The sequence below is a fragment of the Caulobacter sp. GW821-FHT09A05 genome (assembly GCF_059418465.1).
This window is the reverse complement of record NZ_JBWKPX010000005.1, coordinates 1-24,603: the sequence shown is the minus strand read 5'-3', so window position 1 is coordinate 24,603 and position 24,603 is coordinate 1. Positions and strand designations below refer to the sequence as shown.

Annotated in this window: 19 protein-coding genes; 12 read left to right on the top strand and 7 right to left on the bottom strand. The window is 70.0% G+C overall.

The features are described 5' to 3' along the window. The first annotated feature begins 169 nt into the window (after nt 1–169). The 5 genes from AC07NX_RS06135 to AC07NX_RS06115 all read left to right on the top strand — a co-directional run bounded on the left by AC07NX_RS06135 (nt 170) and on the right by AC07NX_RS06115 (nt 8,166). Complete coding sequence (locus tag AC07NX_RS06135) at nt 170–3,148, top strand: TonB-dependent receptor domain-containing protein (protein ID WP_494640073.1); 2,979 nt, start codon at nt 170–172, stop codon at nt 3,146–3,148. Nucleotides 3,149–3,273: 125 nt separating this feature from the next. Then, a complete protein-coding gene (locus AC07NX_RS06130) occupies nt 3,274–4,323 on the top strand; it encodes a nucleoside hydrolase (protein ID WP_494640071.1) in 1,050 nt (349 codons plus the stop codon). Beyond that, a complete protein-coding gene (locus tag AC07NX_RS06125) occupies nt 4,320–5,642 on the top strand; it encodes an NCS2 family permease (protein WP_494640069.1) in 1,323 nt (440 codons plus the stop codon). Before AC07NX_RS06130 ends, AC07NX_RS06125 begins: the two co-directional genes overlap by 4 nt. Nucleotides 5,643–5,662: 20 nt before the next feature. Next, nucleotides 5,663–6,793 (top strand): adenosine deaminase family protein, encoded by a 1,131-nt coding sequence (locus AC07NX_RS06120; protein ID WP_494640067.1) that lies wholly within the window; start codon nt 5,663–5,665, stop codon nt 6,791–6,793. Beyond that, nucleotides 6,715–8,166: an MmgE/PrpD family protein gene (locus AC07NX_RS06115; protein WP_494640065.1), complete on the top strand. Its 1,452-nt coding sequence runs from the start codon at nt 6,715–6,717 to the stop codon at nt 8,164–8,166. The genes AC07NX_RS06120 and AC07NX_RS06115 overlap by 79 nt, the downstream gene beginning before the upstream one ends. 310 nt (nt 8,167–8,476) lie before the next feature. Here AC07NX_RS06115 and AC07NX_RS06110 read toward each other — a convergent pair whose 3' ends face one another. Beyond that, a complete protein-coding gene (locus AC07NX_RS06110; RefSeq protein WP_494640064.1) occupies nt 8,477–9,661 on the bottom strand; it encodes a class I SAM-dependent methyltransferase in 1,185 nt (394 codons plus the stop codon). 197 nt (nt 9,662–9,858) lie between these two features. Between AC07NX_RS06110 and AC07NX_RS06105 the strand changes: the two genes are divergently transcribed. The 5 genes from AC07NX_RS06105 (at nt 9,859) to AC07NX_RS06085 (ending at nt 15,814) form a co-directional block, all read left to right on the top strand. Continuing rightward, nucleotides 9,859–10,752, top strand: coding sequence for a LysR family transcriptional regulator (locus tag AC07NX_RS06105; protein ID WP_494640061.1), 894 nt, complete (start codon nt 9,859–9,861; stop codon nt 10,750–10,752). A gap of 172 nt (nt 10,753–10,924) precedes the next feature. Further along, nucleotides 10,925–11,953: an aspartate-semialdehyde dehydrogenase gene (locus tag AC07NX_RS06100; protein WP_494640059.1), complete on the top strand. Its 1,029-nt coding sequence runs from the start codon at nt 10,925–10,927 to the stop codon at nt 11,951–11,953. 104 nt (nt 11,954–12,057) lie between these two features. Continuing rightward, nucleotides 12,058–12,969, top strand: a complete 912-nt coding sequence (gene rarD, locus AC07NX_RS06095) for an EamA family transporter RarD (RefSeq protein WP_494640057.1) — start codon at nt 12,058–12,060, stop codon at nt 12,967–12,969. An 80-nt stretch (nt 12,970–13,049) separates the two neighbouring features. Then, the gene (locus tag AC07NX_RS06090) at nt 13,050–14,342 is read left to right on the top strand and encodes a serine hydrolase domain-containing protein (protein ID WP_494640054.1); all 1,293 of its coding nucleotides are present in this window, start codon (nt 13,050–13,052) and stop codon (nt 14,340–14,342) included. A 20-nt stretch (nt 14,343–14,362) separates the two neighbouring features. After that, on the top strand, nt 14,363–15,814 hold the full coding sequence (locus AC07NX_RS06085) for an MFS transporter (RefSeq protein ID WP_494640052.1): 1,452 nt from the start codon (nt 14,363–14,365) through the stop codon (nt 15,812–15,814). 147 nt (nt 15,815–15,961) lie between these two features. On the opposite strand, the gene AC07NX_RS06080 is transcribed toward AC07NX_RS06085, so the two are convergent. From AC07NX_RS06080 to AC07NX_RS06070, 3 genes are read right to left on the bottom strand one after another with little or no spacing between them, the layout of a single operon-like run. After that, the gene (locus AC07NX_RS06080) at nt 15,962–16,777 is read right to left on the bottom strand and encodes a transporter (RefSeq protein WP_494640050.1); all 816 of its coding nucleotides are present in this window, start codon (nt 16,775–16,777) and stop codon (nt 15,962–15,964) included. A 20-nt stretch (nt 16,778–16,797) separates the two neighbouring features. Next, the gene (locus tag AC07NX_RS06075) at nt 16,798–17,925 is read right to left on the bottom strand and encodes a serine hydrolase domain-containing protein (RefSeq protein WP_494640048.1); all 1,128 of its coding nucleotides are present in this window, start codon (nt 17,923–17,925) and stop codon (nt 16,798–16,800) included. Between the two features lie 49 nt (nt 17,926–17,974). Then, on the bottom strand, nt 17,975–18,835 hold the full coding sequence (locus AC07NX_RS06070) for a bifunctional hydroxymethylpyrimidine kinase/phosphomethylpyrimidine kinase (RefSeq protein WP_494640046.1): 861 nt from the start codon (nt 18,833–18,835) through the stop codon (nt 17,975–17,977). 237 nt (nt 18,836–19,072) lie between these two features. Here AC07NX_RS06070 and AC07NX_RS06065 point away from each other — a divergent pair, with 237 nt between their 5' ends. Continuing rightward, complete coding sequence (locus tag AC07NX_RS06065) at nt 19,073–20,269, top strand: site-2 protease family protein (protein ID WP_494640044.1); 1,197 nt, start codon at nt 19,073–19,075, stop codon at nt 20,267–20,269. Nucleotides 20,270–20,326: 57 nt separating this feature from the next. Here the strand turns inward: AC07NX_RS06065 and ahcY are convergent, their stop codons facing one another. From ahcY to AC07NX_RS06050, 3 genes are all read right to left on the bottom strand, one after another. Beyond that, a complete protein-coding gene (ahcY, locus tag AC07NX_RS06060) occupies nt 20,327–21,718 on the bottom strand; it encodes an adenosylhomocysteinase (RefSeq protein ID WP_494640042.1) in 1,392 nt (463 codons plus the stop codon). 96 nt (nt 21,719–21,814) lie between these two features. Beyond that, nucleotides 21,815–22,837, bottom strand: coding sequence for a DUF1176 domain-containing protein (locus AC07NX_RS06055; RefSeq protein WP_494640040.1), 1,023 nt, complete (start codon nt 22,835–22,837; stop codon nt 21,815–21,817). 25 nt (nt 22,838–22,862) lie between these two features. Then, nucleotides 22,863–24,401, bottom strand: a complete 1,539-nt coding sequence (locus tag AC07NX_RS06050; protein ID WP_494640038.1) for a CYTH and CHAD domain-containing protein — start codon at nt 24,399–24,401, stop codon at nt 22,863–22,865. Between the two features lie 108 nt (nt 24,402–24,509). Here AC07NX_RS06050 and AC07NX_RS06045 point away from each other — a divergent pair. Next, a partial coding sequence (locus tag AC07NX_RS06045) for a hypothetical protein (RefSeq protein ID WP_494640457.1) occupies nt 24,510–24,603 on the top strand: 94 nt, incomplete at its 3' end.

The following is a 24,603-nucleotide window of genomic DNA, read 5'->3' as shown; positions in this document are numbered from 1 at the left end:
CGTAACAATCGCGCACCGATGGAATAGTTGAAATAAGCAGCAGAATTGCCACAGAACGTGCGAAACAAGCGCGGACTTTGAGCAAATCCACTTGCTGGGGTAGGCAACCACAAGAAGAAACGCCTGGGGAGGCTGTCGGCGGGCGCGCCAACCAATACGGGGGTTCTTCATGTCTGCCATCGGCTATCGGCCCGAACGCGCCGCGACCGCTCGCGCTCTTCACACCAAGGCGTCGCTGCTGGGGATCGCCTCCATCGCCGTACTTGTCGCGCTGTCGTGCGGAACCGCCGCCCAGGCCCAGGCCGAGGACGGCGCCGAGGTCGAGGCGGTCGTGGTCACCGGATCGCGCATCAAGAGCCCGGACGCCACCAGCGTCAGCCCGATCAGCACCGTCACCAGCAAGCAGATCGCCCAGCGCGGCGTCGTGCGCGTCGAGGACCTGATCAACACCCTGCCCCAGGCCTTCGCCGACCAGGGTAGCGGCAATCGCGGCGGCACGGTGGGCGCCAGCGGCACCGCCACCATCAACCTGCGCAACCTGGGCAACCAGCGCACCCTGGTCCTGATCGACGGCAAGCGCCTGATGCAGGGCGACCCCGCCCGCTCGGCGGCCCAGGCGGCCGACATCAACAACATCCCCGCCGCCCTGATCCAGCAGATCGACGTGGTGACCGGCGGCGCCTCGGCCGTCTACGGTTCGGACGCCCTGGCCGGGGTCGTCAACTTCATGCTCAAGCGCGACTTCGAGGGCGTGCAACTGGATGTGCAGGGCGGCCTGTACATGCACAACAACCACAGCTCGATCGTCTCGGCGGCCATCGCGGCGGGTCAGACCCCGGCGGTCGGCCGCGAACTCGACGGCGGCCAGCAGAGCTACTCGATCACCGCCGGCAAGAACTTCGCCGACGGTCGCGGCAACATCACCGCCTTCGCCAGCTACAAGGAAATCGCCGGCGTCGGCACCAAGGATCGCGACTTCTCGACCTGCAACCTGTCGGCCACCGCGACCGGCTACGCCTGCTCGCTGTCCAGCGCAACCTATCCGGTCCAGTTCCAGCTGACCAACCCAACCACCGGCGCGACGCGCGGCAGCTACGCCCTGGACAGCACGACCGGCAACACCCTGCGCCCCTATCGCACCTCGGACGGCTTCAACAACGGCAACACCTACGACCTGCAATCGCCGGACAAGCGCTACAACCTCGACCTGTTCGGCCACTACGAGCTGTCGAGCAAGGCCGACGTCTACGGCGAGTTCATGTTCATGCGCGACGAGGCCGACATCAAGCTGTCGCCCACCGCCGTGTTCACGGTCGCCGAGAAGATCAACTGCAACAACCCGCTGATGTCGGCCCAGGAAAAGAACCTGATCTGCACGTCGGTCGGCCTGACCGACGCCCAGAGCGCCAACGTCATCGTCTCGCAGCGCAACGCCCTGGGCGGCTCGCGTCACGACTACACCAACCACACCTCGTACCGCGGCGTGGCCGGCGTCCGCGGCGACCTGACCTCGAACTGGCGCTATGACGTCTACGCCCAGTACGGCCGCACCGATTACACCTCGCGCCTGACCGGCGACTATTCGCTGGCCAAGTTCGCCAAGGCCCTGCGCGCGGTGACCAACGGCAGCGGCCAGGTGGTCTGCGAGTCCGTGGTCAACGGGACCGACCCCTCCTGCGTGCCGATCAACCTGTTCCAGATCGGGGCGATCTCCCCGGCGGCGCTGAACTACGTGCAGAACGTCGTCTACCGGAAGGGCTACACCGAGGAGAAGATCCTCAGCGGCGCGCTGACCGGCAGCCTGCCCATCACCAGCCCGCTGGCCAACTATCCGATCGGCGTGGCCATCGGCGCGGAATATCGCGACGAGAAGATCAGCTTCCAACCCGACAGCGCCTACAGCAGCCGCGACGTGGCCGGCAATTCAGGCGGCGAATACCCGATCAACGGCTCGTTCAACGTCAAGGAAGTCTACGGCGAAGTCCGCGTGCCGCTGGTCGAGAACAAGCCGTTCTTCAAGAGCCTGTCGGTCGAAGGCGGCGTGCGCTACTCCGACTACAGCACCGCGGGCGACACCTGGGCCTACAAGGCCGGCGGCGAGTGGTCGCCGATCAGCGACATCCGCTTGCGCGGCAGCTTCCAGCGCGCCGTGCGGGCCCCCAACCTGGTCGAACTGTTCGGCCCGCAACGCATCGTGACAGCGGCGATCACCGATCCTTGCGAAGGCGCGACGCCCAAGGCCACCGCCGCCCAGTGCGCCCTGTCGGGCGTGACGGCCACGCAGTACGGCTCGATCGCCCCGGCGGCGGGCCAGCAGTCGGGCGCCATGGTCGGCGGCAATCCGGATCTGGATCCCGAAACCTCGAACACCAAGTCGTTCGGCATTCAGCTGATGCCGCGCTTCGTGCAGGGCCTGAGCCTGTCGGTCGACTATTTCGATATCGATGTGAAGAAGCTGATCACCACGGTGCCGGCCAGCATCGAGCTGAACCAATGCATCAACGCCGGCATCGCCTGCGACCTGATCAAGCGCAACCCCGCGACCGGCTCGCTGGTGACCAGCGGCTATGTCGTCACGACCAGCGTCAACGCCGGCTACCTGAAGACCAAGGGCCTGGATTTCTCGGCCAGCTATACGCATGGCCTGCCCGAACTGTTCGGCAAGGACATGGGCCGGCTGGGCCTGAATTTCGCGGGCACCAGGACCAACAAATACGAGGTCCAGATCCTGCCGGGCCTGGCGCCCTACCGCTGCGACGGCCGCTTCGGCGTCACCTGCGGTCAGCCGATCCCGCAATGGCGCCACCGCCTGGTCGCCGACTGGACCTCGCGCGGCGGCGTCAACCTGGCGACCACCTGGCGCTATATCGGCGGGACGAAGAACGACAAGTCGAGCTCGTCCATCTATCTCGCCGGGACCTACCAGCCCTACGACCTCAAGATGCCCAGCGTCAGCTACATCGACTTCGCCGCCTCCATGGACGTGGCCGAAAAGGTCACGGTCCGGGTCGGCGTCAACAACGCCTTCGACAAGGACCCGCCGCTGACCGCCAGCACGGGCGGCCAGACCTCGAACGGGGCCTTCTTCTCGGGGATGTACGACTCGCTGGGCCGCTACATGTTCGTCGGCGCCACCGCCCGCTTCTGATCGAGACACGGGAGGGGCGGCTACCCTCCCGTACAGGCCAAGGACGTTTTTTCATGCTGCTTCGCACCAAAGCCCTTCATTGGCGCCCTGCGGCCCTTGGCCTGTCGGCGCTGCTCGCGGGTTGCATGCTCGCGGGCAGCGCGTTCGCCCAAACCGCTCCGGCCGCCACGCCGCCGCCCAGGGTCAACATCTTCTTCGACAACGACTTCCTGGGGCCCGGCCAGAGTAACATCCAGTCGCTGATCCCGCTGCTGCGCGATGACCGGGTCAGGCTGCTGGGCGTCGGCGTCGTCACCGGCGACGCCTGGATGACCGAGGAGACCGCCCACGCCCTGCGGTTCCTCGAAATCGCCAAGCGTCCCGAGATTCCGATCCATCCCGGCGCCCGCATGCCGCTGATGCGCACCCAGGCCGAGATGGCCAACTGGGAAGCGCGTTATGGCAAGGTGCCGTTCAAGGGCGCCTGGAGCACGCCGCGACCGGGCCGCACCTACCATCCGCAGGATCCCGAACTGATCCCGCCGATGCCGGAGGGCGCGCCGACGATCAAGGCGTCCGGCGAAGACGCCGTCCACGCCCTGATCCGCAACGTCCGCGCCCATCCCGGCGAGGTCACCATCGTCAGCGCCGGCCCCCTGACCAACATCGCTTTGGCCCTGCGCATCGCACCGGACATCGCCGGCCTGGCCAAGGAAATCGTCATCGAGCCGGGCAAGCTCGACACCGCCGTGGCGCGGGTGACCGGCAACACCGACTACGCCACCGACTTCAACTTCCTGTTCGATCCCGAGGCCGCGCACATCGTGCTGACCGCGCCGTGGAAGCGCGTCACGGTGATGGGCAATGTCACCGCCGCCGCCAAGGCGACCCAGCCGCTGGTCGATCGGATCGGCGCGGCCGGCACGCCCGTGGCGACCTACCTCAAGACCTATGCCCGCATTGGCCAGCCGCTGTGGGACGAGATCACGGTCGCCGTCGCCATCGACCGCTCGTTGGTCACCGACGAACTGGTGGCCCGGATGGACGTCGATACGCTGCCTGGCCCGTCCTACGGCCAGCCTGTCGTCTGGAGCGCCGCGATGGCGCCGAACAGCGGCGAGCGCGAGGTGCATATCGTGCGGGCCATCGACGTCGATCGCTTCGTCGAGACCTTCGTGGCGCAGGCCTCCAGATGAGCCGCTTCACCGCCCTCCTCGACCGCCGCTTCGCCCTGAGCGCCCGCGAGACCACGGTCAGCCGCGAGATGATGGCCGGGCTGACCAGCTTCCTGGCGGCCGCCTATCTGATCGTCGTGATCCCTTCGCTGCTGTCGACCGGCGGCATGGACCGGGGCGCGGCGACCACCGCGGCGATCCTGGTCATGGCGCTGGGCAGCATCGCCATGGGCGTCTACGCCAACCTCCCGTTCATCGTCGGCCCCGGCATCGGCGGCTCGGTGATCCTGGGCGTGACCCTGGCCCACACCGAGCACGTGCCCTTCGCCACGGGGCTGGCCATCGCCATGACGTCGGGCCTGCTGTTCCTGGTCCTGACCCTGACCGGCGCGCGCGAGCTGGTGGTGCGGATGATCCCGTCGCAGATCAAGCTGGGACTCGGCGCCTCGATCGGCCTGTTCATCGCCATGCTGGGATGCCGCGACGCCGGCATGGTGGCGTTGAACATCAGGTCCAACGCCCTGACCCTGGGCGACTTCTCCCAGCCTGGCCCGATCGTCGCCCTGATCGGCCTGGCGGTGGCCGTGGCCATGCAGGCGCGGAAGATCCCCGGCGCGGTCCTGGCGGGCATCGCCGTAGCCGCCTTGGCCGGCGTCCCGCTGGGCCTGACCCACCTGCCCCAGAGCGGCGTGTCCCTGCCGCACGCCCTGACGCCGGTCGCGCTGAAGGTCGACTTCATGGACGCGTTCACCCTGGCCGCCCTGCCCTATGTGTTCGCCTTCTTCGCCGGCGAATTCTTCTCGACCCTGGGCACCACCCTGGCCATCGGCGCCAAGGCCGGGCTGACCGACGCCGAGGGCAACCTGCCCGGCATCGAAAAACCGTTCCTGGTCGACTCCCTGGCCGCCGCCCTGGGCCCGCTGATCGGCATCCCGGCCGGGACCGCCCTGGTGGAGTCCGCGGCGGGGGTCGAGGCGGGCGGCCGCACGGGCCTGACCCCGGTCACGGCGGCGATCCTGTTTTTGCTCACCCTGTGTCTGCTGCCGCTGGCCATGGCGATCCCTAAGCAGGCCACCGCGCCGGCCCTCATCCTGATCGGCATCTCGATGCTGGGCACGATCCGCCATCTGCGCAGCGAGGCCGTCACCGACATCCTGCCCGCCATGGCCATGGTGCTGCTGACCCTGATCTCCAACAGCTTCGGCGCCGGCATCGCCGGGGGCCTGTTGGTCCACGTCATCGTGCAGGTCCTGGCCGGCAAGGCGCGCGAGATCCCGATCGGCCTGCTGATCCTGTCCATCCCGCTTGGCTACTACTTCTACACCGCCGCCACGCACTGAGTTCCTGTTTTCAAGACATCATGATCACCGACCCCAACCAGAGCATCGGCAACGTTCCCGCGTCCGCGCTCGGCCGCCAAGTCGACGCGGCGCGGCGCCGGTTTTTCCACGCCTTGCCGAAGGTGGAACTGCATTGCCACCTGCTTGGCGCCGTGCGTCGCGAGACCTTCACGGACCTGGTCCGCAAGCGCGGCGCGCCGATCACCGAGACCGAGATCGCCGCCTTCTACGCGCGCGGCGAAAAGCCGGTCGGCGTGCTGCGCGTGCTGCGGGCGCTGGAGCGGCACCTGCTGCTGGAGCCCGCCGACTTTCGCCGGATCACCTACGAATACCTGCAGGACGCGGCGGCCGAGACCGTGCGCCACGCCGAGTTCTTCTGGAATCCGACCGCCACGATCCGCGACACGGGCCTGGCCTATGGCGAAGTGCAGGCCGGCATCCTGGCGGGCCTGCGCGAGGCCCAGGCCGACTTCGGGATCAGCGCCCTGCTGATCCCCAGCATCGACCGTGAGGCCGAACCCGCCCGCGCCGTCGAGATGGTCGAAATGATGCTGGCCCACCGCGATCCCGCCGTGGCGGGCGTCGGCATCGACTATCGCGAGAACGACCGGCCGCCGGAGTTGTTTCTGGAAGCCTACGCCCTGGCGCGCCGCCACGGCCTGAAGACCACGGCCCACGCCGGCGAGTTCGGCATGCCCTGGACCAATGTCGAAACGGCGGTCGACCGCCTGAAGGTCGATCGCATCGACCACGGCTACACCATCATCGACAATCCGGAACTGGCGCGGCGGTATGCCGAGCGCGGCGTCGTCTTCACCGTGGTGCCGACCAACTCCTACTATCTGCGCACGCTGGAACCCGAACGCTGGGCGATCGATCATCCGATCCGCGCCATGTCGGCGTTGGGTCTGAAGCTCCACCCCAACACCGACGACCCCACCCTGCACAATGTCAGTCCCGCCGGCGCCTGGGAGCTGATGTACAGCCATCTCGGTTACGGCCTGGGCGACCTGCGGACGATGATGCTCAACGGCGTCGACGGCTGTTGGGCCGACGAGGATCAGCGCGCCCAATGGCGATCCGCCTGGCCAATGGAGTTCGACCAGCACGCGCTCGCGGTGGGCTGGCCGCCCTCCGACGCCGCCCTGTGAAGCTGGCATCCGGTCTGACGGCCGACGTCGTCCGCCTCAGTCGCGCGGCCGCCGTCGACATCCCGCCGGCGACGCTGGAGATGGCCAAGCTGTGCGTGCTCGACTGGTTCGGCCTGGCCCTCGCCGGATCGCGCGAGCCGCTCTCGGCGCTGCTAAGGAACTCCGCGCTGTCCGAGGGCGCCCGGCCCACGGCGAGCGTCGTGGGCCACGGCCGCGCCTTCAGCCCGCGGCAGGCAGCCCTGATCAACGGCGCGGCGGGCCACGCGCTTGACTATGACGACGTCAACCTGGCCATGCGCGTGCACCCGACCACGGTGATCCTGCCCGGGCTGCTGGCCCTGGCCGAGGCGCACCGGCTGCCGGGCCGCGCGGTGCTGGAAGCCTTCGTCGCCGGCTACGAGGCAACCGGCCTGATCGGGACCGCGCTCAGCGCCAGCCACTATGCGCGCGGCTTTCACGCCACCGGCACGATCGGCGTCTTCGGCGCCGCCGCGGCCTGCGCCCATCTGCTCGGGCTCGATGAGGCGCGAACCGCGATCGCCTATGGCCTTGCCGGCTCCCAGGCGGCGGGGCTCAAGGCGCAGTTCGGGACCATGGCCAAATCGCTGCATGCGGGTCGCGCGGCCGAGGCCGGCCTGACGTCGGCGCTGTGGGCGCGGGACGGCATGACCGCCCGCCCCGACATCCTGGAACATCCACGAGGTTTCGCGGCGACCCAGACCGACGGCCCACCCGCTGGACCCGTGCGTTGGACCGGTTACGAACTGGACCGCAATCTCTTCAAGTTTCACGCGGCCTGCTTTGGCGCGCACGGCACGCTCGAAGCGATCGGCGTCTTGCGCCGCCAGGGCGTGCGCCCCGAGCAGGTCCGCGCAATACGGCTGAAGGTCAACGCCGGCGCCGACGCCATGTGCAACATCGCCGCGCCGCGCACCGGGCTGGAAGCCAAGTTCAGCCTACGCTTCAACGCCGCCTTGGCGCTGCACGGCGTCGATACCGCCGACAGCGGCGTCTATGCCGACCCGGTCGTCCTGCGTCCCGACTTGCAAGCCACGCGCGCCTTAACCACGGTCGAACTGGCGCCGCCAGGCTGGCCCGAGGACATCACCGAGGTGGCGATCACGACACTGGATGGCCGCACCTACCTCCAGAGACACGACGTCAGCCTGCCGCTGGACGACCTCGCGCGGCGCCACGACCGCCTGCACGCCAAGTTTTTCGCCCTGGCCGCCCCCATTGTCGGTCACGATCAGGCCAAGGCCTTGGCAGCCTCGATCCGTCGCCTGGAACAGGGCGCGGATCCATTCGAACTTTTGAAGTTGGCGGCGCCGCCGACAATGCCCACACCCCTGACCCGCCACGGGGACGACTAGGCGCCTCCATCCTGTTCGGTCCGCGAAGTAGAGCGAGGGTTTTCCGCTTCGCGCCACAGGTGGACCTTGGCTGGTCGTCAAGACGACCCGGCCCACGGGCTTGCGGCGAAGAAGGTCGGCCACCCGAAACTGGCCCATGGGGTCCTCGGGGCCTGGTCGGCGGTGACGATCCTTCCCCCCGTGGGGGAGGTGTCGGCGAAGCCGACGGAGGGGGGAGTGCTTGGGCGCTGGTCGCACAGGTTCAACCGTCCGACAACTCCCCCCACCGATCGCCATGCGATCGCCTCCCCGACAGGGGGAGGCGCGAGTTCTATCGCTCGCCCTCGAACATGTAGTCGCGGGTGATCGGCAGGGCCCCGACCTTCCGGGCGACCTGGATCTGGAACACCATGTGGCCGCCATAGCGGAAGCCCAGTTCGGCCCCGCACAGGTAGAATTCCCACATCCGCCGGAACCGCTCGTCGAACATGACCGGGATGTCGGGATCGGCCAGGAACCGCATCCGCCAGTGCTTGCAGGTCTCGGCGTAGTGCAGGCGCAGGATCTCGATGTCGGTGATCCACAGACCCGCCGCCTCGACCGCCTTGACGATCTCCGACAGGCCCGGGATGTAGCCGCCGGGGAAGATGTACTTGGCCGTGAAGGCGTTGGTCGCGCCCGGCCCGCTCATGCGGCCGATCGCGTGGATCACCGCGCTGCCGTCGTCGGCCAGCAGCCGCTTGACCGTCTCGAAATAGGTCTGGAAGTTCGGGGCGCCGACGTGTTCCAGCATGCCGACCGAGACGATGCGGTCGAAGGTCTCGTCCAGGTCGCGATAGTCGGTCAGCCGGAACTCGATCTGGTCGGACAGGCCGGCCTTCTCGGCGCGCTCCCGCGCCAGGGCCAGCTGTTCGGTCGACAGGGTGACCCCGGTCATCCGGGCCCCGTGGTCGGCCGCCAGGGTCAGGGACAGGCCGCCCCAGCCCGAGCCGATGTCCAGCACCTTCATGCCGGGGGTGATGTTCAGCTTGGCGCCGATATGGGCCTTCTTGGCGGCCTGGGCCTCCTCCAGGGTCATGTCCGGCCGGGCGAAATAGGCGCAGCTGTACTGCATGTCCGCGTCGAGGAAGCGTTTGTAGAGCGCGTTGCCCACGTCGTAGTGGTGGGCGACGTTGCGGCGCGAGGCGATGCGGTCGTTGACCGACTGCACCGTGCGCTTGAGCGCCTTCCGGGCGCGGGTCAGGGGCGTGCCGCGCTTGGGCGTGCGCCCGCCGCTCTTGCCGACGATCTCCAGCAGGTCCCACAGGGTCCCCTGCTCGATCTTCAGGTCGCCTTCCATATAGGCCTCGCCCAGGCCGAGGCTGGGATTGGCCACCAGGCGGCGCAGGCCGCGGCCGTTGACCCGCATGGTCACGGGCGGGCCCGAGCCGTCGCCGGCCTTCTTCACCGAGCCGTTGGGAAGGTGGACGGTCAGGTCGCCGACCTTGACCATCTTGTTCAGCAGCGCTTCGATCATGGCGGCGACCCTAGCGCGAGCGCCGCCGGAGAAAAGGCGGAAATTTTCGTCCGCCTCCCCTTGCAAAATGACGTCCGCGAACCAGACGGCGCTCGCCGTCACGACGAGGCGGGTCCGTTCGACGCCGGCGCTAGGCGGCGGCGGTCTGCGTGCGATAATCCGTTCGTCACCACGCAAGCCCCTCGGAAAGTCGCACAATGGCCCAGCCCGACCTGGCCGATCTCGACGCCTTCACCGCCGTGGCCCGGGCCAGGAGCTTCCGGGGGGCGGCGGCCCAGCGCGGGGTCTCGGCCTCGTCGCTGTCCGAAGCCCTGCGCCGGCTGGAGGCCGCCCTGGGCGTGCGCCTGCTCAACCGCACCACCCGCAGCGTCACCCCCACCGAGGCCGGCGAACGGCTGCTGGCCCGCCTGACCCCGGCCCTCGCCGACGTGACCCTGGCCCTGGACGAGGTCAACGCCTTCCGCGACAGCCCGATCGGCGTCCTGAAGCTGAACGTGCCGATCGCCGTGGCCCGCATCGTCTTCCCCGACCTGATCCCGCGCTTCCTGGCCGCCCATCCCGGCGTCCGGCTGGAGATCACCGCCGAGGACAGCTTCGTCGATGTACTGGCCGCTGGCTTCGACGCCGGGGTGCGCTATGACGAGCGGCTGGAGAAGGACATGATCGCCGTGCCCCTGGCCGGGCCGCAGCGCTTCGTGGTGGTGGCCTCGCCCGACTACTTCGCCAGGCGCGGCCGGCCGACCCATCCGCGCGAGGTGCTGGGCCATCCCTGCATCCGCCACCGTTTCGCCAGCGGCGCCAGCTACGCCTGGGAGTTCGAGAAGGACGGCGAGGTGATCCGCGTCCAGCCCGACGGCCCGCTGATCACCTCCAGCGGCGACCTGGAGCTGGCCGCGGCCGAGGCGGGCGTAGGCCTGCTGGCCACGTTCGAGGGCTTCTGCGCCGACCGCATCGCGGCGGGCAAGTTGGAGACCGTACTCGACGACTGGCTGCCGCCGTTCAGCGGGCCGTATCTGTACTATCCCAGCCGCCGCCACATGCCCGCGCCGCTGCGGGCGTTCGTGGACTTCGTGAAGACGGAGAAGCGATAGGAGGCGTCCCTGCGCTCCGTGCAGAACCCGTCCACTTCGGGTGAAATCTTCCCCCAACCGGCCGCGCTAAGCGTCGCATTAGAAAGCCTGTTCTTGCTTATGCGCCTTGCGGGGCGTAACGGGTCCGCTCCCGCCGCCGATGGCGGGCTCAAGAGACGAATTGGAGGCTGCGATGGGTTACCGGGTCGCCGTGGTCGGCGCCACGGGCAATGTGGGCCGTGAAATGTTCAACATCCTCGAGGAACTGAAATTCCCCGTGGACAAGATGCATGCCATCGCCTCGCGTAAATCCATCGGCGTGGAAGTCTCGTTCGGCAGCCAGATCCTGCACTGCGAGGACCTGGAAACCTTCGACTTCTCCAAGGTCGACGTCGTGCTGATGAGCGCCGGCGGCGCCATCTCCAAGGCCTGGGGCGAGAAGATCGGCGCGGCCGGTCCGATCGTCATCGACAATTCCAGCCACTTCCGGATGGACCCGGACGTGCCGCTGGTGGTGCCGGAAGTGAACCCTGATGCGGTCGACAAGCTGCCCAAGAATATCATCGCCAACCCCAACTGCTCCACGGCCCAGTTGGTGGTGGTGCTCAAGCCCCTGCACGACGAGGCCAGGATCAAGCGGGTGGTCGTCTCGACCTACCAGTCGGTCTCGGGCGCGGGCAAGGAAGGCATGGACGAGCTGTGGGAGCAGACCAAGGGCGTGTTCGTCCTGGGCGCCCCGGCCCCCAAGAAGTTCACCAAGCAGATCGCCTTCAACGTCATCCCCCACATCGACGTCTTCATGGAAGACGGCTTCACCAAGGAAGAGTGGAAGATGATGATGGAGACCAAGAAGATCCTGGACCCCGCCATCAAGCTGACCGCCACCTGCGTGCGGGTGCCGGTCATGGTCGGCCACGCCGAGTCGGTGAACATCGAGTTCGAGACCCCGCTGGACGAGGACGACGTCCGCGAGATCCTGCGCGACGCCGACGGCGTACAGGTGGTCGATAAGCGCGAGGACGGCGGCTACATGACGCCCAAGGAATCGGCCGGCGAATTCCCGGTCTATGTCTCGCGCATCCGCACCGATCCCACCGTCGAGAACGGCATCGCGCTCTGGTGTGTGGCCGACAACCTGCGCAAGGGCGCGGCGCTGAACGCCGTGCAGATCGCGCAGCTGCTGCATGAGAAGGGTCTCATCAGGCAGAAACTCCCGGCCTAAGCCGCCCTCCGCGACAAGCGGGTGGACGATTTCAGGGGCTCCCGGGACTTAAGGTCCCGGGAGCCTTTTTCATTTTCAGCGTGAGATTCGAGGGGAACGACGCGATGTCGGCCGACCTGACCAAGACCCCGGACGAAGCCCGGACGGCATTGATCGCCGGGGTGGGCTGCTACCTGCTGTGGGGCGTCCTGCCGCTCTATTTCCACCTGCTGTCCCTGCTGGGGGTCGGCGCCTGGGAGATGGTCGCCCACCGCACCCTCTGGGCCGCCCCGTGGGCCTTCCTCGCCGTGCTGATGGCCCGCCAGGGCGGGCAGGTGGCGGCGGTGCTGCGCCAGCCCCGCACCCTGGGGATCCTGGCCCTGAGCACGGCGGCGATCTTCATCAACTGGTCGATCTACGTGTTCGCGGTCACCGCCGGCCACGTGATCGAGGCCAGCCTGGGCTATTACATCAACCCGCTGATGAACATGGCGGCCGGCGCCCTGCTGTTCCGCGAGCGGATCAGCCGGGAGGGGGCGATCGCCATCGGCCTGGCGGTGATCGGCGTGGCGATCCAGACGGCCGCGCTGGGCCACCTGCCGATCATCTCGCTGGGGGTGGCGCTGAGCTTCTGCCTCTACGCCATCCTGCGCAAGCAGGTGAGGGCCGACGCCCAGACCGGCCTGTTCATCGAATGCGTCTACCTGGCCGCGCCGGGCCTGGTCTATGTGCTGCACCTGCAGGCGACCGGCGCCGGCCACTTCGCCACCGGCGCCGGGGTCACCACCCTGCTGCTGCTGGCCGGACCGGCCACGGTGGTGCCCCTGGCCCTGTTCGCCTGGTCGGCCCGCCGCATGCCGCTCAGCGCCATGGGCTTCCTGCAGTTCATCGCCCCGACCCTGCAGTTCCTGATCGGCGTGGCGCTGGGCGAGGCCTTCACCCCGATGCGGGCCCTGTCGTTCGTGTTCATCTGGCTGGGCGTGGCGGTGTTCGCCTACGGGGCGTGGAAGCGGACGCGGGGGGTCGCGGCGGCCTGATCAAGACGCGGCGCCCGGCCTGTCCGGGGGGTGACGACATCGCCGAACGCGCTAGGCTGCCGCGTCACCAAGGACGCCGCATGCCGACACGCCGCTCCCTGCTCGCCGCCGCCGGCGCCCTGGCCATGACCGGCGCGGCGCGCGACCCGTTCGACGACCTGCTGACCGGCGGAGGCGACCCGCAGGCCGCCGTCCCCGCCCTGGCCGGCGTCGCCTTTCGCCATCCGGCCCGACCGGCGGTCCTGACCGTGGCCCGCGGCCTGGCCGACGTCGCCACCAGCCGGGCCATGACCCCGGACTCCCCGGCTCGCATCGCCTCGATCTCCAAGCTGGTCGTCGCCCTGGGCTTCATGACCCTGGTCGAGGTCGGCAAGGTGGGGCTCGACGACGACGCGTCCGACATCCTCGGCTGGTCCCTGCGCCACCCGCGCTTTCCCCAGGCGGCGATCACCCCGCGCCGGCTGATGTCGCACACCAGCGGCCTGCGCAACGGTCCCAGCTATCCGGTCGCCTTTGGTCGCCCGCTGAGCGCGGCCCTGACGCCCGGCGGCGCGCAATGGGACGACGGCGCCTGGTTCGGCCCCGCCAACGAGCCGCCCGGCGACTGGTTCGCCTATGCCGACGTCAACTACGCCGTGGTCGCCCAGTTGATCGAGCGCCTGTCGGGCCAGCGCTTCGACCGGTTCATGGCCGCGCGGGTGCTGGAACCGCTGGGCCTGAAGGGCGGCTTCAACTGGAGCGGCGTCCCGCAAGAGGTCCGCGACCGCCGCGCCGTGCTCTATCGCAAGGCCCCGTCGGACGACGGCCCCTGGGACGCGACGGGGCCCTGGATCGCCCAGCTGGACCAGACCCTGCCGCCCGCGCCCCAGGCCGCCGTCCGCGTCGCGCCCGAGGCGGCGGGGCGGTCGCTGGACACTTACGTCCCCGGCGAGAACGGCTTCGTCTTCGCGCCCCAGGGCGGCCTGCGGGCCTCGATCAACGACCTGAACGCGATCGGTCGCATGCTGGCCGGCTACAGCCAGCCGATCCTCAAGGCCGCGACACTCCAGGCCATGACCACGCCGACCTGGCGGTTCGATCCGGCGCGGCCGAACGGCGAAGGTTATGGCGGCCTGATCCGCGCCTACGGCCTGGGCGTCCAGACCCTGACCGGGACCCCAGGCCATGACGATCCGTTCGATTATTGCGAGGGCTGGATCGGCCACGCCGGCGACGCCTACGGCCTGACGTCCGGCCTTTGGGTCGCCCCCAGCACGCGCCATGGCCTGGCCTATCTGCTGACCGGCCAGGCCGCGCCGCTGGCGCGCAACAAGGGTCGCTCGAAGCTGACCCGCCAGGAAGAGGCCGTGGCGACCTGGCTGGCGCGAGCCTGACAGCAGTCGTCGGGCCGGTCATGGCGCGGCTCGTCGGCCTGGGCCATGCTCGCCCCATGGCCAGCCCACAACATCCTCCCTGCGACGAAGGCGTCATCCGCGCCGCGCGCCCGGACGTTTCGACGCCGCGCAAGCGCCTGGCGCTGGCCGCCACGGTGCTGGGCTCGAGCCTGGCCTTCATCGACGGCTCGGTGGTCAATGTCGCCCTGCCGGCCATGCGCGCTGCGCTGAAGGCCGGCGCGGCCCAGGTGCAGTGGATCGTCAACGCCTACCTGCTGCTGCTGGGCGCCCTGGTGCTGATCGGCGGCTCGGCCGGCGACCGCTATGGGCGGCGCAGGACGTTCGTGCTCGGCGTGGCGCTGTTCGCGGCCGCCTCCCTGGGCTGCGCCCTGGCCCCGGACGCCGGCTGGCTGATCACCGCCCGCGCCCTCCAGGGGATCGCCGCGGCCCTGCTGGTCCCCGCCAGCCTGGCCATCCTGGGCTCGACCTTCGACGACAAGGAGCGCGGCGCGGCGATCGGCGCCTGGGCTGGGTTCGGGGCGGTGACCACGGCCGTCGGCCCGGTGCTGGGCGGCTGGCTGGTCGACCACGTCTCGTGGCGGGCCATCTTCCTGATCAACCTGCCCCTGGCCGCCGCCACGGTCTGGCTGGCCCTGGCGGCCGTGCGCGAGAGCCGCGACCCCGAGGTCCAGCCGCTGGACTGGCGCGGCGCGGCCCTGGCCGCCGCCGGCCTGGGCGCCGTGACCTGGGGCCTGACCGCCGTGGGCCAGCGCAGCTGGACCAGCGGCGCGGTCTGGGCCGCCCTGGCCGTCGGCCTGGTCCTGCTGGCGGGCTTCATGGTCAGCCAGGCCCGCGAGAAACATCCGATGATGCCGCTGGCCCTCTATCGCTCCCGGACCTTCAGCGGCGCCAACCTGCTGACCCTGGCGCTCTATTTCGGCCTGACCGGCGCCCTGTTCTTCCTGCCGTTCGAGCTGATCGCCCGGCACGGCTATTCCGCCGCCGGGGCCGGCGCGACCTTGCTGCCATTCTCGGTGATCATGGGCGGCCTGTCGGGGACCGCCGGCCGGCTGGCCGACCGGTTCGGGGCCCGGCCGATGCTGACCGCCGGTCCGATCCTGGCCGGCCTCGGCTTCGCCCTGCTGGGCGCGCCCTGGATCGGCGCCGGCTACTGGACCGGCGTGCTGCCCGGCCTGCTGGTCGTCGCCCTGGGCATGACCATCGCGGTCGCGCCCCTGACCAACACCGTGATGAGCGCGGTGGCCGCCAGCCACGCCGGCGTCGCCTCGGGGATCAACAACGCCGTCGCCCGGATCGCCGGCCTGCTGGCGGTGGCGGTGCTGGGCCTGGTCTATTTCGCGCCAGGACCCCAGGGCTATCCGCGGGTGATGGGGATCAGCGCCGTCGCGGCGATCGCGGCGGGGGTCGTAGGGTGGCTGATGATCGAGGGGAAACCGGGGCGGAAGGCCTAACCCTACTTCCGCTCATCCCGGCGAATGCCGGGACCCAGATCCTATAGCGGTGTGCATGATGGGATGAGCTCAACGCTTCTGGCGTCAACTCCAGAGCCATTCCATTTGGGTCCCGGCATTCGCCGGGATGAGCGGAGTTGTGAAGCCCTAGAACCGCTTGGCCACGCCCACCGCCAGTTCCAAGTCGGGCGTGTCGCGGTTCAGGCCGACATAGGCCGAGGCGTCCAGCTGCAGGTCCTTAACCGATGCCGGGGTCCAGGCCGCCGTCAGGTCGAAGCTGGCCGAGGTGACATGGCCGGACGGATCCTCGTCGCGGTCGGCCCATAGCTCCACGCCCAGGGCCACCGGGCCGAACGCGCGCCCGATCCCGACCGCGCCGCCGAACCCGGCGTGGCGGCCCGAGCCGTCGGCGTCGGCCCGCACATCCACCTCCGGCGACAGGGCCAGGGACCAGTCGGCGTTCAGCGGCAGCGAGATCGGCGCGACCACCCCGCCCTGCCAGGCGTCGCCGCCGATGTCCTTGGCCCCGGTCGGGGCGGTGACGAAGGGCTGCAGGGCGACCGAGACGCCGTCGCCGGCCGGATTCCGCAGCGACCAGCGCAGGGCGAAGCCGACATCGCCAATCCCGTCCACGGTCGAGGTCTCGCCCGAGGCCCGGTCCTTCTGGCGGATCCGTTCGTGCGCCGTCCAGCTGACCTGGCCCTCGAGCGTCGGGGTCAGGCCCAGCCGCAGCTCGACGGCCCCGAAGGCCAGGTCGTCGGTCGAGACGCCGCCGCCCCGGCTCCAGGCGCCGTCGGCCACCCCCAGCTCGGCCTGGAAGCGGCCGGCGTCCAGCACGCAGGGCGGCGAACCCTTGCCCGGCCGGTCGGCGCAGAAGTCGCGGGCGGCGTCCTGGGCGCGGGCCGCGGAAACCCAAGCCAGGGCGGCCAGGCCCACGATGGTCGAGATCCCGGTCGTCCTCATGCCCGCCTCCCAGATCGTCCCTAGAGCGCGCTATACGCCGCCTGGACCAGCCGCACCGCGCGGGGGTCGCCGATCAGCTCGGTCCCCTGCTTGTTCATCACATAGGCCCCGGACACCCCGCGCGACGGATCGGCGAAGGCGCAGGAGCCGCCCCAGCCGCTGTGGCCGAAGGCGTCGGCCGTCGGGCCGTAGAAGAAGTTCGGCGTGTTGCGCATGAAGCCCGCGCCCCAGCTGATCACATAGGGCAGGACCAGGTCCTGGCCGACGATCCGCTCGGCGCTGGCCTGGGCGATCACGACGGGCGACAGCACCGGGACGCCGTCCAGCTCGCCGCCCGAGGCCAGGGCCCCCATCAGCCGCGCCAGGGCCGGGGCCGTGGCGTGGCCGTTGGCCGAGGGGATCTCTGCCCGCCGCCAGTCGGCCGTGCCACGCCCGCCCGGGGCGGCCCACTTGGTCATGAAGGCGGCCTTCACGGCTTCGTTCATCGCCCCGAACTTGGGCAAGGCGGTCGGCCGCATCAGCTCGGCGCAGCGGGCGTGCTCGCTGTCGGGCAGGCCGATCCAGAGATCCAGGCCCAGAGGCCCGGCCAGATCCTCGCGCAGGGCCGCGCCCATGGTCCGGCCGTCGACCCGGCGGAAGATCTCGCCGGCCGTGAAGCCGAAAGTGATCGGATGGTAGCCGCTGGCCGAGCCGATCGGCCACAGCGGCGCCATGGCGGCCAGCTTGGCCGTCGTGGCCTGCCAGTCGAACCAGATGGCCGGATCGGTCTCGTCGGGAAAGCCCGACAGGCCGTCCTGGTGCGACATCACCTGGCCGACCGTGACGTCCTGCTTGCCGTTCTGAGCGAATTCCGGCCAGACCGAGGCCACCGTCTGGTCGTAGGCGAGACGGCCCTGGTCCACCAGCCGCGCGATCAGCAGGGCGGCGACGACCTTGGTGGTCGAGAACAGCGGCGTCAGGGTGTCGGGGCCGAAGGCGACCTCGCGCCTGCGGTCGGCGAAGCCACCCATCAGGTCGACGATCACCTCGCCATGGATCGCCAGCGAGAACCGCGCGCCCAGCTCGCCGCCATCCTCGAAATTGGCGGCGAAGGCGTCACGGACGGCGGAGAAGCGGTCGGGGCAGAAGCCGGTGATGTCGACGGTCATGGCTAGGATCTAGCCCGACGGCCCAGACCTGTCATCCCGGAGACGCGTCCTACGCCAGCCGCTCGATCCGCACGCTGGGCGAGGTCTGCTTGATCCGCGCCGCCATGGCCACGATCGGCAGCTCCGGCGCGTTCCAGATGTTGGCGGCGGTCACCGTCTCGGCCACGCCGCCGACGGCGCGGGCCAGGCCGTATGACAGGGTCTGACCTTCCAGGATCGAGGCGGCGAACAGGGCGGTCAGCAGGTCGCCCGTGCCGTTGGGCGCGCGCGCCGCCCTGGCGTGGGTCGCCAGCCAGGCTTCCTGGTGGTCGACATAGACCACGCCGATCTCGTCTCCCCGCTGTACGGACGACACCAGGGTCGGCTTGCCCAGCCGCCGGCCGGCCAGCACCGCCGCCTGCGGGTCGGCGGCGTCCATGCCGGTCAGGTGCTGAAGCTCCCAGGCGTTGCAGGCGACGATATCGGCGCGCGGAACCAAGTCGGCGGCGATGGCCTCGGCGACCTCGGCCGGCACGTACAGACCCTTGCCGGCGTCGCCCATGGTCGGGTCGACGATCACCGTCGGCTCGCGCGCGAAGGCTTTGGTGGGCGGACTTCCACGCGGCGCGGCGCGCACGGCGTCGATGGCGCGGGCCGCGGCGCGCACCTGGGTGGCGCTGGCGAAATAGCCGCTGATGACCAGGTCGGTCAGGCTCAGCAGGCCATTGGCCTCGACGCCCTCGAGCATGCCCTCCACCACCTCGATCGGCGTCGGCGCGCCGCCCGGAGGACCCCAGCCCGGATGACGGCCATAGAGCACGGTCGGCACGACCATCGCGTCGATGCGGAACTGCGCCAGCGCCGCGGCCTGGGCCGAACCGCCGACCTGGCTGCCCGCGACATGACTGGAGAGGATCAGGGCCAGTGGCATGACCAGCGGCTTAGCCGAGCATTGGGGACTTGAATAGGGCGGCGCACCCGACATTGAGACGACGCCGGTTGACGCATCGATGGCGGGCATGGACAGCATCGGACGATGCTTGACCATGCAGCGACAACCTCTCGACGATCGGGACCTGAACAGCATTGCCGGACGTGCGGATTCCGCTCCCGGTCGGCCGCCAGCTTCCGCCGGGAAACCGGCGGCTTGCTCGGAAGGGACGGCCCCGTGTGCTTCGGATGCGCGGCCTATCACCCCACGGCGTACGAACAGCGGCTGTTGGGCTGGTGGCTCGGGCGGCAGGCCTTCTGGGCCCTGATCGCGTTCTGGGTCAGCGGGGACATGGGATGGCGCTTCGCCGCCGTCGCCTGGACGACGCTGGTGCTGGCCGACCCGCTCGACACGCTGATCCACGAGGCCGGCCACGCCCTCGCGGTTCGGCTGGCCGGATTCGAGCTCCTGTCCGTCCGGATCGGCCGGGGCCCCGAGGTCCTGGCCCGTCGCCTCGGATCGATGCGGTTCAGCCTGCGCCGCTACGCCATGCTGGGCGGCGACACCCAGTTCATCGCGCCGGACGGCGCGGCGGCCTGGCGGCGGGCCCTGGTCTTTCTGGGCGGGCCGTTGGCGAGCCTCGCCATCGTCACCGCCCTGGTCACCCTGGTTCTGGCGCGCGACGACTCGCAAAGCCGGATGCTCGGCGCGGTCGCCACCGGCCTGGTGATCCTCGGCGCGCGGACCGCCATCAACACGCTCTGGCCTTGGACGTCGAGCGAAGGCCAGCCCACGGACGGCGCCCAGCTGCTGGCGCTTCTTCGCCGCGCTGCGCCGACCACGACCGATCCGCGCCTGCCGCTGATGCTCGCGACCCAGCGCCTGACCATGATGGGACGCCATGCGCAGGCGGCCGACATCTTCGCCGACCAGCTGCGCGCATGGCCCAACGATCCCTACCTGCTCGGCATGGTCATCCACAGCACCTCGCGGGCCGCCGGAGATCCCGCGGCGCTGGCGCGCTACCACGCCCTGGTCGCGGCCGCGCCGGACGGGCCGCCGCGTCCTTTCGACTGGCATGGGACCATGGTCGGCTGGCTGGCCGCCAACATCGCCTGGTCCACCATCAAGTCCGCGCCGGCCGGCGACCTGGCGATCGCCGAGGCGGAACTCCGGGTCGCGCTCGAGCGCCTGCCCGACGCACCGGAGGTCAAGGCAACCCTGGGCGCGCTGCAGGTGGCGCGGGGTGACTCGCAGGCGGGCGAGCGCTTGCTGATCGACGCCCTGCGCATGGTCGAGGATCCGCTCGACCGCGCCGACTTCTGCCGCTACGTCGCCAAGGCCCGTCACGATCAGGGCGACGAGGAAGGCGCGGCCGAAGCCGATCGTCTGCGCGACCATATCCTGGCCCGAGCGCTCGTCGCGACGGGCTAGACGCGAAAGGCCCGCCGCGTTTCCGCGGCGGGCCTTTCGGTTCGCGTGAAGCGAAGCCTAGTAGCGGTAGTGGTCCGGCTTGAACGGGCCCTTTTCCGGCACGCCGATGTAGTCGGCCTGGTCCTTGCGCAGGGTCGACAGCTTGGCGCCCAGCTTCTCCAGGTGGAGGAAGGCGACCTTTTCGTCCAGGTGCTTGGGCAGGGTGTAGACCTGGTTCTGGTAGGCGGACTTGTTGGTCCACAGCTCGATCTGGGCCAGGGTCTGGTTGGTGAACGAGGCCGACATCACGAAGCTGGGGTGACCGGTGGCGTTGCCCAGGTTCACCAGGCGGCCTTCCGACAGCACGATGATCTTCTTGCCGTCGGGGAATTCCACGTGGTGGACCTGCGGCTTGATCTCGTCCCACTTGAAGTTGCGCAGGCCGGCGATCTGGATCTCGGAATCGAAGTGGCCGATGTTGCAGACGATGGCGTTGTTCTTCATCCGGCGCATGTCGTCGACCGTGATGACATCCTTGTTGCCCGTCGCCGTGACGAAGATGTCGGCCTTGTCGGCGACGTCCTGCAAGGTCTGGACCTCGTAGCCTTCCATCGCCGCCTGCAGGGCGCAGATCGGGTCGATCTCGGTGACGATCACCCGGGCGCCGCCCTGGCGCAGCGAGGCGGCCGAGCCCTTGCCCACGTCGCCGTAGCCGCAGACCACCGCCACCTTGCCCGACAGCATCACGTCGGTGCCGCGGCGGATGGCGTCGACCAGCGATTCCCGGCAGCCGTACAGGTTGTCGAACTTGCTCTTGGTGACGCTGTCATTGACGTTGATGGCCGGGAACGGCAGCTCGCCCTTCTGGGCCATCTGGTACAGGCGGTGCACGCCCGTGGTGGTCTCTTCCGACACGCCGCCGATGGCGTCGCGGATCGCCGAGTAGAAGCCCGGCTTTTCGGCCAGGTAGCGCTTCATCACGGTGTAGAGCGCTTCTTCTTCCTCGTTCTGCGGATTGTTGAGGATCGAGGGATCCTTCTCGGCCTTCGGGCCCAGCACGCAAAGCAGGGTGGCGTCGCCGCCGTCGTCGAGGATCAGGTTCGGATAGCCGCCGTCCTGCCACTCGAAGATCTTGTGGGCGTATTCCCAGTACTCGACCAGGTTCTCGCCCTTGAAGGCGAACACCGGCACGCCCGAGGCGGCGATGGCGGCGGCGGCGTGGTCCTGGGTCGAGAAAATGTTGCACGAGGCCCAGCGCACTTCGGCGCCCAGGGCCGTCAGGGTCTCGATCAGCACGGCGGTCTGGATGGTCATGTGCAGGCTGCCGGCGATGCGGGCGCCCTTCAGGACCTGGCCCGGACCGTACTCGGCGCGGGTGGCCATCAGGCCGGGCATTTCGGTCTCGGCGATGGCGATTTCCTTGCGGCCGAAATCGGCGAGCGAGATGTCCTTGACGATGTAGTCGGCCACGGTCGGCTCCTGCGGTCGGGGGATGGTCTTGCGTGGTCTATACCGCGCTCGGTCCCTTCTCGCAATTAAGGCATAAGGATTTCTTTATATGTCTAGCTACCGCACCTCGGCGCGGAACACGACGGGCCAGTCGTAGCCGTAGCCGCGGCAGACCGGCATGACCGCGGCCTGGGACAGGGCGAAGGCCTCGCCGGTCCATACCCACTCGCTGGACTCCCCGCAGTCGCCGATCCCCCGCCCCTTGCCGTAGGCCGTCAGGATCCGGGTCTTGGGATCGTAGTCGGCGTTGGTGGCCAGGCCGTCGCCGGCGCCCTCCAGCGGCGCCAGGGCGGCGCGGCCGGCCTTGTCGACCACCACGAACAGTCCGCTGAAATTATAGGCCCCGCCACCGCAGGGAATTTGCCACAGCACCTTGTCGGCCGACAGGCGCCAGGCCTGGGGCTCGCCTTGCGACCCTGGCTCGGTGTCGCATTCCGCCTTGCGGCCCAGGGCCAGGGCCGCCGCCGGTGGCTTGGACGGCAGCCCGGCCTGGGCGACGGCCGAAGCGGCGTGGAGCACAGGCGCGGCCGGCGGCGCGGGAACGCTGGCGGCCGGCGCCGCGCCCTTGGCGACCATGGCCGTCACCGTGCCGGCCCGCTTCTGCTGGTCGTCGGCGTAGCGCAGGGCCGCGACCATGCCGGCCAGAGACACCCGGCCCACGGCCTTGTCGCCCGCGTGGATCGACAACAGCGTCCCGTTCCGCGCCGCACCGAGCAACGGCCCCACCTGGCCGTCGTCGAGCACGATGGTGAAACCGCCGGCTTCGCTGGTGCGCTTGGCCCGCGCGGTCAGCACGACCCGATCGTCGACCCGCAGGGTCGGCGGCTTGCCCCCGAGATCGACCTCGGCGTCTATCAGGTCGATCTCGACCGTGGCCGCCGCGCCCGCCGCGGCGCCGCGGCTCAGGCGCAGCACCGCCGGAAGCTCGCCGTCGTCGGACGAAAAGCCGGCGACCTGGCAGGTCCGCAGGTTGTCGCAGACCACGGTCCAGTCCTTGAAGCTGTTGACGTCGGCGGCGGCCGGGACGGGCGCCAGCGTGACGGCGGCCATCAGCGCCAGGATCGAGATCTCGGCTTTCATGTCGCGCCCCTCCGGAAGGGAAAGGTTACCAGAACCGCCTGGCTTCGGCGAAGGTGACATAGGCGCCCTGGGCCCCGGCCAGCAGTTCGGCTTCCTGGTCGGCCCCGCCGGCGGTCAGGCGGCCGGCGGCGAAGGCGGCCTCCGGGTCCTCGCAGGACGTCGCCACCTCCCGGGCCAGGGCCTCGCGCCCGGCCTGGTCGTTGAGCAGGCCCAGGGCGTCCTGCAGGTCCCGGGTCGCCGCGACGAAACGCGCCCGACGCTTGGGATGCTCCGGGAACAGCCCGCCCAGGTCCTCGACCGCGTAGCGCAGCTTCTTGCCGCGGATGCGCAGATGGTGGCGGTCCACGGGGCTGAGGGCGGCCAGGTCGCGGCCGTCCTTGCGGATGCGGCGGCGAGCCTTGTCCAGCGCCTCGGCGGCGAAGTCGGCGGCGGGCCTGTCGCGGATCTTGTCCAGGCCCTTGTCGGTGGTCCAGCCGCCGGCCTCCAGCCAGGCGGCGGCGTCGATGGCCAGGGCGCGGAAGCGGGCGCTGTCCACCGCCTCGCCGGCCCTGGCGTAGGCGTCGGTCTGGGCGGCCAGCAGGGCCTTGCCGAACGCCGCCAGGGCCCGGGCCTCGTCCTGGGCGACCGCTTCGGGCGGATCCGGCGCGGCCTGGTCCTGTGCCGGCCGGCCTTCGGCCGCCGGCCGCCAGACGTCGGCGATGAACACGTCCAGGTTCCGCGCCGGGCCCAGGGCGTCGGCCAGCCACTTCAGCTCGGCCTTGACGTGGCGGGCGGCCGGATCGGCGGCCAGGACCTTGAAGGTCGACAGCAGAGCGCGGAACCGCCGGGCCGCGACCCGCAGCCTGTGCACGCGCTCGGGCCCCGGACGGGTTCGCAGGGCCTCGGCGGCGGCGCACAATCGGTCCAGGGCGGCGCGGCCCAGGGCCTGCAGCGCCTGGCCGGTGGTGGCGTCGGGCTTCAGGACCGCCTCGGCCCGCGGCCCCTCCGCCTCGCCCAGGGCCAGGGCGTAGCCGCGCTCGGCCTTGCTGACCAGGGACAGGCGCAGCGGCGCATGGGCGGCCAGGTCGCGGGCCAGGTCGAACAGCACGCGCGGCGCGCCCGCCTTCAGCTCGAGCTCCAGCTCGCTGACCCCCGCGCGGCGGCCGTCGGCCAGCAGCTCGCCCTGGTCGAGCGCCGCCTCGATGGTCGCGCCGTCGCGCTCGATCAGCCGGGTCACGCGCTTGACGTTGGTGGTGAACACCGGAACCAGGGTATCGCCGTTGACCGCCTTGGCGGCCGGCGTGGCGGCCAGCAGCGCGCGGTCGGGCTCGGGCCCCTCGACCGCGCTCTCCCATTCGCCGCGGGCGAAGACGCCGCCGGAGGAGGCCGACTTCAGGGTCTGCTTGCGGCCGTTCTCGCCGTTGCGGATGCGCAGGCCGAAGCCCGCCCGGCGCAGGGCGTGGTCGACCGTGTCGAAATAGGTTGCGTCCAGCTGTCGAACCGCTTCCCGCCCCTCGAGCCGGGCCAGGATCACGTTCGAAGCCTCGGGGGCGATCAGGAACTTCAGCTCGATTTCGTGATCCATGCGGCGACTATAACCGGACAGGCCGGTTTTGGCTCCACGGGCTGTTGCGGGCGGACGCACGCTGGACGTGCTTGCCAATCAAACTGGCGGAGTCCAAACCTGCCCGCCATGAGCCAGATCAACCTCGCCCTTCCCCGCCACGACTGGACCCTCGACGAGGTCGAGGCCCTGTTCGACCTGCCGTTCATGGAGCTGGTGTTCC

Bases quoted from the DNA above. Each gene is read 5' to 3' on its own strand.
- AC07NX_RS06110 (WP_494640064.1), bottom strand. From the start codon at position 9,661: ATGATCGAAGCGCTGCTGAACAAGATGGTCAAGGTCGGCGACCTGACC.
- AC07NX_RS06070 (WP_494640046.1), bottom strand. From the start codon at position 18,835: ATGCCACTGGCCCTGATCCTCTCCAGTCATGTCGCGGGCAGCCAGGTC.
- rarD (WP_494640057.1), top strand. From the start codon at position 12,058: ATGTCGGCCGACCTGACCAAGACCCCGGACGAAGCCCGGACGGCATTG.
- AC07NX_RS06105 (WP_494640061.1), top strand. From the start codon at position 9,859: ATGGCCCAGCCCGACCTGGCCGATCTCGACGCCTTCACCGCCGTGGCC.
- AC07NX_RS06050 (WP_494640038.1), bottom strand. From the start codon at position 24,401: ATGGATCACGAAATCGAGCTGAAGTTCCTGATCGCCCCCGAGGCTTCG.
- AC07NX_RS06120 (WP_494640067.1), top strand. From the start codon at position 5,663: ATGATCACCGACCCCAACCAGAGCATCGGCAACGTTCCCGCGTCCGCG.
- AC07NX_RS06085 (WP_494640052.1), top strand. From the start codon at position 14,363: ATGGCGCGGCTCGTCGGCCTGGGCCATGCTCGCCCCATGGCCAGCCCA.
- AC07NX_RS06125 (WP_494640069.1), top strand. From the start codon at position 4,320: ATGAGCCGCTTCACCGCCCTCCTCGACCGCCGCTTCGCCCTGAGCGCC.
- AC07NX_RS06130 (WP_494640071.1), top strand. From the start codon at position 3,274: ATGCTCGCGGGCAGCGCGTTCGCCCAAACCGCTCCGGCCGCCACGCCG.
- AC07NX_RS06080 (WP_494640050.1), bottom strand. From the start codon at position 16,777: ATGAGGACGACCGGGATCTCGACCATCGTGGGCCTGGCCGCCCTGGCT.
- AC07NX_RS06135 (WP_494640073.1), top strand. From the start codon at position 170: ATGTCTGCCATCGGCTATCGGCCCGAACGCGCCGCGACCGCTCGCGCT.
- AC07NX_RS06075 (WP_494640048.1), bottom strand. From the start codon at position 17,925: ATGACCGTCGACATCACCGGCTTCTGCCCCGACCGCTTCTCCGCCGTC.
- AC07NX_RS06055 (WP_494640040.1), bottom strand. From the start codon at position 22,837: ATGAAAGCCGAGATCTCGATCCTGGCGCTGATGGCCGCCGTCACGCTG.
- AC07NX_RS06090 (WP_494640054.1), top strand. From the start codon at position 13,050: ATGCCGACACGCCGCTCCCTGCTCGCCGCCGCCGGCGCCCTGGCCATG.
- AC07NX_RS06100 (WP_494640059.1), top strand. From the start codon at position 10,925: ATGGGTTACCGGGTCGCCGTGGTCGGCGCCACGGGCAATGTGGGCCGT.
- AC07NX_RS06115 (WP_494640065.1), top strand. From the start codon at position 6,715: ATGGCGATCCGCCTGGCCAATGGAGTTCGACCAGCACGCGCTCGCGGT.